Origin of the sequence: Micromonospora sp. SL1-18, assembly GCF_047921505.1 — a bacterium.
Taxonomy (GTDB): domain Bacteria; phylum Actinomycetota; class Actinomycetes; order Mycobacteriales; family Micromonosporaceae; genus Micromonospora.
In genome coordinates, this window is sequence record NZ_JBLROA010000071.1 from 23,470 (window position 1) to 30,515 (window position 7,046).

A 7,046-nucleotide genomic window follows, 5' to 3' on the forward strand; every position below is an offset into this window, starting at 1 on the left:
CCTCCAACGGTCGGGAGATCGGTAGGGGGGCCGGCGGCACGGCGCGGGTTTGCGAGGCCATGGGCCGTGCCGCCGGGCGGAACTAGTCGTGCGAGCGAACGAGGTGCGCGAGTGCAGCGCCCATGCCGAGCACCGCCACCGGCAGGACCGAAACGGCGGTGGTGATCCACCACGGGGCGGCGGTGACGCCGGCCGCTTCCAGGAGGTGGTAGGCGACCTGGCCGAGCGCGCCGACCGCGAGGGAGCCGAGGGCGGACCACTTGGCGAACCGGCGGGCCGGACCGGGCACCCGCCCGGACAGCCACACGTAGAGCGCGTACGCGCCGTACGTCTCCACGCCGATCGGCAGCGTGATCGCGGTGTTGAGACTGAACCCGTCCGCGATGCCGGGCAGCGGGTGCACCACGCCGAACCCGGTGAGTCCGCCGAGTCCGACCCACCCGGACCACACCGCCACGAACGCCGGCAGCGCCAGCAGCACCACCGGCCACACCACCGCCGGACGGGCCGGCGCGGCCGGCTTGGGCGGGATGGGCGTGTCCGGGTGACCGAACGTGCTGGCCTCGGCGTCCGGCTCGGCCGGCGTGATTTCCACCGGCTCGGCGACCGGCATCGCGGACTCGGGCACGGCCGGCACCGGGTCCGGGTCCGTGGTGGCCGGGTCGGCGGTGTCGGTGGCCGGCTCGGCGTGCTCGGCCTTGAGCCGGGCGAGCAGTTCGTCAGCCTTCGGCGCGCCGATGCGGAACTCCCGCATCAGCCGGTTCCGCGACGGGAACGCCTGCCCGTCCGGCAGGTCCAGATCGCGGGCGGTGGGCAACAGTGCCTCGATGGGCTGCGGGTAGCGGGTGCCGTTGATGGTCGGGGCAGTCACGACGAAACCTCCGAGGTGTCGGTGGGGGCGTAGATCAGGCCGAACAGGGCGTCTTGCAGCGCCAGCAGGTCAGCGCCGCACCCGTCGTACGGTTCGGTCATCGGCGGGTAGCCGTGCTCGGCGAGCACCCGAGCCACATCGAGCGCCAGGCCGAACGTGAAGCGCGGGTCATTGGCGGGGCGGGGGATCGGGTAGCGGCGCATCAGGCGGCCACCTCCTGCGGGTAGGCGCATTCGGTGCACTCGCCGAGCGAGCGCGGGATGTAGTAGGGCCGCACCCGGCCGCAGGTCGGGCAGGTACGGCGAGCCAGCAGCGCGGCCCGGACGGCGCGCAGTTGCGCGGGGGTGGCGGTGCGTTTTGGGCGGGCAAGGTCGACCCGGTACAGGTAGGCAGCGCGGGTGCCGCCCACGCCGCGCCAGAGCACCTGAGCGGCGATCGGCTGACCACCGGGCCGCAGCCCGGCGGCGGCCAGTTGGCGGCGGGTGGCGTAGCCCGGCGGGGCGCCGCGCCACCAGTAGGTGGGGATGCCGTACTTCGACCCGCTCGGGTCGTAGTAGGCGGCGCGGATGCGGGACATCAGGCCGCGCGGTTCGGGCCGGTGGTGCGGGTGGTCAGGTCGGCTGCGGCGCGGGTCACGCGGGCTTCGGCCCGGCGCAGCCTGCGCCAGTCCAGGGCGGTCGGTCCGCCGTGGTCCTCGGCGTTGAGCATGGTGATTTCGGCGTCGAGCACGTCCAGTTCGGCCGCGATCAGCGGCCACTCCGACTCGATCGCGGCCAGGTCGGTGGCGGTCGGCTCGGCGGTGACGGCAACGAGGTGTTTCCTCACGGGGAACCTCCGGTACAGGTCGAAACAGCGGGGGAAACCTCGGATCCGGGCCGGTGACGCCACCGGGCAACCGGGCAACGTCACCGGCCCCGATCCGAGGTTGTGCAGCACGCGCTATCCGCTCCGCTCGCCCTGCTCGCCCGGGACCTACCGGGGTCGACCACCAGGTGGCTCAAGGCAGAGATGCCGCTCGGCGGCCTCACGCGCGCTTGTTCCTGTCGCTGTGGAGTTGGTCAATGAACGACCTGATCCGGCGTCCCATGGGCGTACGGCAACGAGTGCCGCCGTTCCCCGAGCCATCCGGCCGGCTACAACTTGGCGTTGTATTCGTGACGCTACAACGCCACGTTGTATTCGCGCAAGCACCTGTACCGCGTAGGCTTGTACTGATGACTGCCGCTGACCTGCCCACCGATTGGTGGACCACGGACCACGTACGCACCTACTTGGCCTCAGTAGGTGCCCCGATCAGTCGCGCAACCTGGGCTTCCTACGTGTCACGCGGGCAGGCTCCCGCACCTGATCGGATGTTCGGACGGTCCCCGGCCTGGCAGCCCGAGACGATCCGGAAGTGGCAGGCCGAGAGGCCGCGTAGAGGCACCACCGGCTAGGTCGGATCATCTGTGCCTCCTGTCCTCGGCTTCCGTCTGCGGCGGCACCTTGCTCGCCTGCCAATGAGACTGCCCGGTGGGTGGCGAGCTGGGCAGGTCCTACGCACGGACACGAAGGACACGGCCTATGTCCACTGAGGTCCCACGGCAGTTCAAGCCCAATCTCGTGCTGGTCAACCGCCGCAAGACGGCCGGCTGGGAGTCGCGTAAGCGCGCCGCGCGAGAGCTGCACCGCGTAGGCCAACAGCGGGGCATCCGGGAGACGCCGACGGTCGAGGCCATCGAAAAAGCGATGTACCGCCATGAGACCGGGCGCGTAGCGGTCACCGACCCGATCTACCGGCAGCTCTACTGCCTGGCGTACGGAGCAAAACCCCACGATCTGTTCGGCGAGCTGACCAGCGGCGCTGAGGACCGGCCCCACTTCACGGCGCGATCCCACAAGTTCGTGACGGCGTTCGTCGGCGCTGAGGGTGTAGCCCGGTTGCGGGACAGCGCCGGCTGCGCGCCAGCCGTGGGGGAGTGGCACACCTGCTATTCAGCACCCGTTGAGCACCCGGAAGGCGACTGCACCCTGTACGTCTGGCCGTGCGGGTCAGCAATCTTTCACCTTGTCGAGCAAGTTCAGTTGTCCACGATCGCGGCACTCGCCGCGTGGCGGGAGGTGTCGTACGGCGACAACATCAAATGGGCTATCGATTACCTCGCACCCATCGCGCCAGCCGAGGATGAGTCTGCGGTGTATGTCCTTGGCGCTCATTGGGTTATAGAGCCAGCGTGGCCGGCTGAGTTGTTAGACGCCGCGCTCCGTGTCATGTCGACGCCAAAGGTATTGCTGCACCGTGGCCGCGCGATGGACGACGAACACCTGGCGCATGCCGAACTGATCGAGCAGTCGTTGCTCTCCGAGGCGTACGACCACGTAGGCATCGAATCATTCGGCGTACGCGGGATATCGGTGGGCTACGCCTCCTGGTCCGGGGTCGTGTACCACCCGATCTCAGCCGAGCGTTCCCTGACGGAAGCCGAGCTGATCGCCTGCGAGCTTGCGATTCAGTCCATGTGGGCGTATAGCGACGCGATCGCCCGTCAGGTAGAGCAGGGGCGAGATCCACAGGTGCCGCCGGAATATAGTTGGCGCTACCTTCGGGGAGCACGCTCCCGGCTCACTGTTTCCCGCCTGCGGGAGACCGGGCAGCATCAGGCCATGCGCCGAGCGATCCTGCGGACGTGTGACCTAATGCCAGCCCTAGATCAAGCCATCGAAACCCTCCGTGATACGGATCGAGGTTGAGCCAATGACATCGGGCCGCCCCGTGCTTGTCGTGACCGACATGCAAAACGGCTTCGTGCGAGAGCAGTCGGCGCACATCGTTCCTGTCGTTGCCGACTTGGTGCGCCGTTGGCAGACAGCCGGCGGCGACACGCTTTTTACCCGCTACCTGAACTATCCGGGCAGTCCCTTCGAGCGCTTCTTTGGCTGGTACCGGCTTCAGTCTTCTCCAGATATTGATTTTGTGCCCGAGTTGCACCCTTACGTGAGTCAAGGTGTAGTGCTCGATAAAAGAATCTATAGCCCATTCACCTCGGAGGGTGTGGCGCTATTCAGGCAGCGGGGATGGGAAGAGTTCTACTTCTGCGGCATTGCCACCGAAAGCTGCGTCCTAAAGGGGGCCGTGGACGCATTCGAGCACAACTTAACGCCGTGGCTAATTGCAGATGCATCGGCAAGCCACGCGGGCATTGAGGCACACGAGGCAGGGCTGCTGGTCGCACGACGGTTCATCGGTCCCGGTCAGGTGATCCGGCTGGCCGACATTCCCGCCCCGCTCATCGACCTGTCACCGCAGTCACCGCCGTCACCGGATCCACTTTGAGCTGCGGAAACGCCCCGAACCTTGGTGACACGGCGGTGACACCGAACGGACGTAGGACGGCAAGTTGTCTGTTCTGGTAGGGCGAGCGATGGCAACACATGATCCCGGAGAGGACCGCACCCGCTGATGTCATCATCGCCGATCGAGATGCTGCTGCCCCACCGGCCCGTCCCAGCCGCCGCCCAAACGGTTGCACGCAAGGGTGTGGTTAGTCGGCGAGGCTGGGCGTAATCAGCGGCCACCAACGGCGGCCTCGGAATCCTTTGGGATTCGGTACGGCTTGCTCCAGTGATGAATGATGGCTGCCAACGCGAATGCGGAGGCAATCAGCACGTCGGCCCAGAGAAGCTTGAGTTGACCCCCGAGGGCGGTGATGTATCCCGCGGACCACGTCGCACAGACATAGATATGGTCGACCGACCATGCCATCACCAGCCAGCGAGGGGCATCACCACGCCACTGCCGCCTGGGCGGTTTCGCCCGATGGTCCCGGCTCCGTCGATCCCACCACTCAAGCAACAATAAACCCGCCGCCGCCGACACCCACATCAGCGCGAAGCTGCTCAAGCTGAGCTCTCGCCGCGGCGCCTCGCCACTGAGTACCTCGCCACTGAGTACCAAGAGGTGCCCACTGCCGACCATGAAGACCAACGCGAACAATAGACGCCAGCCGAAGCGCAAGCGATGTCTCTTGACCATCGGCGTTCGGTGGCCCTCGTCGGTGCCACCTTCAGCAGAGACCATGAGTAAAGTATATGCCGGTCTTCTGACGCTGTCGTGCGTCCGGTTTCATGATCGCCTGGCGGCGACAGGCCCCGCGGAGCGTGGCCATCCGATCAGGCCCTGGGCAGGGTCTGTCAAGTTAACCTCGCCCCGGCAGCCAACGCCGCAGTGAGGGCAGTGTCGTGCCTGCTCATCAGCGGTCACCAGGTGAACCACCGGCCCGTCGGGGTCGTCGGCGACCCCGACCACCGCCAGGCCATCAAGGCCCAGCAGCCGCGCATCCTCACCCAGGGTCCACTCAGGACAGCTGCCGGCTTCCACGACCCCCACTAACCTCGAAGAGCCGCGATGGCCCAGCGTCGCTACATCCTTCCAAACGGCGTGCTGCGGTCGCCAAGCGTGCCAGCGCCCGGGGACCAGGTGGGGACCACACGGTGTGCACGATGGTGGCCGGCATGCCGTCGACTGCACGGCCTGATCTTGGGGATAGCGTGTGTGACGTGCGGGAACGCTTAGCGAATCGTCCTGGGGGTCAAGGGGTCGTCGGTTCAAATCCGGCCGTCCCGACGCAGGTCAGAGGCCATTCGGGATCTTCCGGATGGCCTCTTCTGATCTTGTACAGCAGCAAAGTACAGCAATGGCTCATTGATCGAGGCTTTCGCCGAGCTTCCGCAGGGCCTCGCGTGTGGCCTTGGATGAGACCTGGCTGTAGATCTCCATCGTGATCGAGAAGTCCGCGTGCCTGAGGATCGCCATCGCGATCCGGGGATGGACGTCCAGGTCGACCAGCAGCGAACCGCAGGTGCGTCGGGCGTCGTGAACGGTGATCTTAGGGACGCCGGCGCGGGCGATGCGGCTGTCGTAGGACCGGTTGAAGTTGCGTGGCTCGACGGGCAGTCCGTAGCGGGTCGTAAAGATCATGCCTGTGTCGTGCCAGGCATCGCCGGCCTTCTCCTCGGCCGTCTCCTGTTGCCGGTAGCGGTGCCGTAGCGCGGTGACGCAGATGGCCGGCAGTGGTAGGGGAGCGTCGGATTCCTCGGTCTTGGTGGCTCGGTGCAGCAGCCGGCCGCGTACCCGCTGGAGCTGCTTGTCGATGACGAGGTTGATGTCGTGGTTGTCGCGGCAGTGCTCGCAGAGTTCCTCGCCGTGTGGGGTGCAGGGCTTGTCCCAGCCGTCCCACTCGATGTGGTCCCAGGTGAGGCCGAGGACTTCGCCCTTGCGTAGACCGAGGACGAGGACCAGGACGTAGGCGGCGTACAGGTAGTCGTCGCCGTCGCGGGATGCCTCCAGGAAGGCGCGAGCCTCGTCGCTGCTCCACGCCTTGCCCTTGCGGGCGCGGATCGGCGGGAGCCTTACGAGAGCCGCGACGTTTTTCACGACCAGTTCCTCCACGACAGCCTGAGAGAGCGCCGAGCGGAGAACAGCGCGGATTCCTTTGACGGTGCGAGCCGAGGGAAGGTCCTGGCAACACCGGCCAACCGCGCAGCATTTCCGGTTCTTCGGTGGCCGGCGATCGTCCTTCCCCTGGGCGCAGCACTGGCACGTCTTCGCGACTTTGTTCAGCCAGGTCTGCACCTCCCGTACGGACAGCCGGCCGTCGAGTCGCTTGGCACCAAGTCCGGGAACGATATAGAGGCGACTCAGGGTTTCGTAGGTGGCATACGTCAGCGGGGCGAGGTTCGGCTCCACGATTTCGTCGAGCCAGTACGTCATGTAGCTCGCCAGCGTCGGGACGTTCGTGGCAACCGGGCCGGCCTTGGCTTGCTGGTGCAACCTCACCCACTTGTCGTGGACCTCATCGCGGGTCTTGCCGTAGACGTACTTGCGAGCGCGTTTGCCGTCCGGCTTGGTGACCCAGACGTAGGCGGCGAAACCGTTCCGGTACGGGAAGATCGAGCCTTCGCCGTTTGCGCGTTTGCCGGGCATCAGGCCGCCTCCTGCCGCTCGATCTGGGCTTGGATGTACTCATCGATCCATTCCGGCAGGATGCGGCGGTACTTGCCGTCCTTGATCGAGCGCAGTTCCCCGGTGGCGATCTTCATCTTCACCTTGGACAAGCCGTAGCCAAGGATGGCCGCGACCTCGGCCGGGGAATGCCACTTCGGAACGATCTGAACCGGGCGTCTATCCATGTGGTGC

The 7,046-nt window shown here is 66.6% G+C and carries 9 protein-coding genes; 2 read left to right on the forward strand and 7 right to left on the reverse strand.

Annotation, left to right across the window (positions count from 1 at the left end; translation table 11 throughout):
* Positions 1-82: 82 nt before the first annotated feature.
* From ACNAW0_RS25570 to ACNAW0_RS25585, 4 genes are read right to left on the reverse strand one after another with little or no spacing between them, the layout of a single operon-like run.
* Positions 83-871, reverse strand: a complete 789-nt coding sequence (locus tag ACNAW0_RS25570; protein ID WP_416290554.1) for an ABC transporter permease — start codon at positions 869-871, stop codon at positions 83-85.
* Positions 868-1,074, reverse strand: a complete 207-nt coding sequence (locus ACNAW0_RS25575; protein WP_416290555.1) for a hypothetical protein — start codon at positions 1,072-1,074, stop codon at positions 868-870. The genes ACNAW0_RS25570 and ACNAW0_RS25575 overlap by 4 nt, the downstream gene beginning before the upstream one ends.
* Positions 1,074-1,448 carry an RRQRL motif-containing zinc-binding protein gene (locus ACNAW0_RS25580; protein WP_416290556.1) on the reverse strand — a complete coding sequence of 125 codons (375 nt, stop codon included), beginning with the start codon at positions 1,446-1,448 and terminating at the stop codon, positions 1,074-1,076. Before ACNAW0_RS25580 ends, ACNAW0_RS25575 begins: the two co-directional genes overlap by 1 nt.
* Positions 1,448-1,696 (reverse strand): DUF6284 family protein, encoded by a 249-nt coding sequence (locus ACNAW0_RS25585; RefSeq protein WP_416290557.1) that lies wholly within the window; start codon positions 1,694-1,696, stop codon positions 1,448-1,450. The genes ACNAW0_RS25580 and ACNAW0_RS25585 overlap by 1 nt, the downstream gene beginning before the upstream one ends.
* 738 nt (positions 1,697-2,434) lie before the next feature.
* Between ACNAW0_RS25585 and ACNAW0_RS25590 the strand changes: the two genes are divergently transcribed.
* On the forward strand, positions 2,435-3,601 hold the full coding sequence (locus tag ACNAW0_RS25590; RefSeq protein ID WP_416290558.1) for a hypothetical protein: 1,167 nt from the start codon (positions 2,435-2,437) through the stop codon (positions 3,599-3,601).
* A 4-nt stretch (positions 3,602-3,605) separates the two neighbouring features.
* Entirely contained in the window at positions 3,606-4,184 is a 579-nt protein-coding gene (locus ACNAW0_RS25595; protein ID WP_416290559.1) for a cysteine hydrolase, read from the forward strand.
* Positions 4,185-4,415: 231 nt separating this feature from the next.
* Here ACNAW0_RS25595 and ACNAW0_RS25600 read toward each other — a convergent pair whose 3' ends face one another.
* The 3 genes from ACNAW0_RS25600 to ACNAW0_RS25610 all read right to left on the reverse strand — a co-directional run bounded on the left by ACNAW0_RS25600 (position 4,416) and on the right by ACNAW0_RS25610 (position 7,039).
* Positions 4,416-4,928 (reverse strand): hypothetical protein, encoded by a 513-nt coding sequence (locus ACNAW0_RS25600; RefSeq protein ID WP_416290560.1) that lies wholly within the window; start codon positions 4,926-4,928, stop codon positions 4,416-4,418.
* Between the two features lie 621 nt (positions 4,929-5,549).
* Positions 5,550-6,833 (reverse strand): tyrosine-type recombinase/integrase, encoded by a 1,284-nt coding sequence (locus ACNAW0_RS25605; protein WP_416290561.1) that lies wholly within the window; start codon positions 6,831-6,833, stop codon positions 5,550-5,552.
* A complete protein-coding gene (locus tag ACNAW0_RS25610; protein WP_416290565.1) occupies positions 6,833-7,039 on the reverse strand; it encodes an excisionase family DNA-binding protein in 207 nt (68 codons plus the stop codon). The genes ACNAW0_RS25605 and ACNAW0_RS25610 overlap by 1 nt, the downstream gene beginning before the upstream one ends.
* Between the last annotated feature and the right edge of the window lie 7 nt (positions 7,040-7,046).

What these genes read in the sequence shown, in the direction of transcription:
- ACNAW0_RS25575 (WP_416290555.1), bottom strand. Translation starts at nt 1,074, where the DNA reads ATGCGCCGCTACCCGATCCCCCGCCCCGCCAATGACCCGCGCTTCACG.
- ACNAW0_RS25580 (WP_416290556.1), bottom strand. Translation starts at nt 1,448, where the DNA reads ATGTCCCGCATCCGCGCCGCCTACTACGACCCGAGCGGGTCGAAGTAC.
- ACNAW0_RS25590 (WP_416290558.1), top strand. Translation starts at nt 2,435, where the DNA reads ATGTCCACTGAGGTCCCACGGCAGTTCAAGCCCAATCTCGTGCTGGTC.
- ACNAW0_RS25595 (WP_416290559.1), top strand. Translation starts at nt 3,606, where the DNA reads ATGACATCGGGCCGCCCCGTGCTTGTCGTGACCGACATGCAAAACGGC.
- ACNAW0_RS25600 (WP_416290560.1), bottom strand. Translation starts at nt 4,928, where the DNA reads ATGGTCTCTGCTGAAGGTGGCACCGACGAGGGCCACCGAACGCCGATG.
- ACNAW0_RS25605 (WP_416290561.1), bottom strand. Translation starts at nt 6,833, where the DNA reads ATGCCCGGCAAACGCGCAAACGGCGAAGGCTCGATCTTCCCGTACCGG.
- ACNAW0_RS25610 (WP_416290565.1), bottom strand. Translation starts at nt 7,039, where the DNA reads ATGGATAGACGCCCGGTTCAGATCGTTCCGAAGTGGCATTCCCCGGCC.